This is a genomic window from Streptomyces millisiae (genome assembly GCF_031845425.1).
GTDB lineage: Bacteria > Actinomycetota > Actinomycetes > Streptomycetales > Streptomycetaceae > Streptomyces > Streptomyces millisiae.
In genome coordinates this window covers 1-441 of the sequence record NZ_JAVREM010000328.1, presented here as the reverse complement: position 1 = coordinate 441, position 441 = coordinate 1, and the positions used below count along the sequence as shown (strand labels likewise).

At 68.9% G+C, this 441-nt stretch carries 1 protein-coding gene; it reads right to left on the bottom strand.

Annotated elements, in window-relative coordinates; translation table 11 throughout:
• Nucleotides 1–441 (bottom strand): sigma factor-like helix-turn-helix DNA-binding protein (locus RNC47_RS36915; RefSeq protein WP_311605242.1); only part of this gene is annotated, 441 nt, incomplete at both ends.

Here is a 441-nt window from a genome sequence, read left to right as displayed (position 1 = left end):
CCCCACACGGTCGGGTCGAGCACCGAGGTCAGCGCCTGCACGTCACCGGTGGCGCATGCGGACATGAACTTCTCCATCACCTGGCGGTGTTCGACGACGGCGACATCGACGGGCCGGTGCGCGGCGGTGGTGAACTTCGCCCTGGCTCGGCGAGCCAGCTGCCGACAGGTTCCTACCGGCCTGCCGACCGTCTCGGCGATTTCGTCGAACGGCACCGCGAAAACATCGTGCAGCACGAATGCCACGCGCTCCCCGGGGCTGAGTCGGTTCAGCACCTCGAACAAGGCGGCGCGAACCTCGTCGTCGAGCGTGACCCGATCGGCCGGGTCCGCGTCCGCTGACGCCTTCGATTCCAGGACGACGCCCGGATCGGGACGCTCGAGCCGGGAACGGGCCGATCGAACGTGATCGAGGCAGAGCCGCCCGGTCACCACCGTGAGC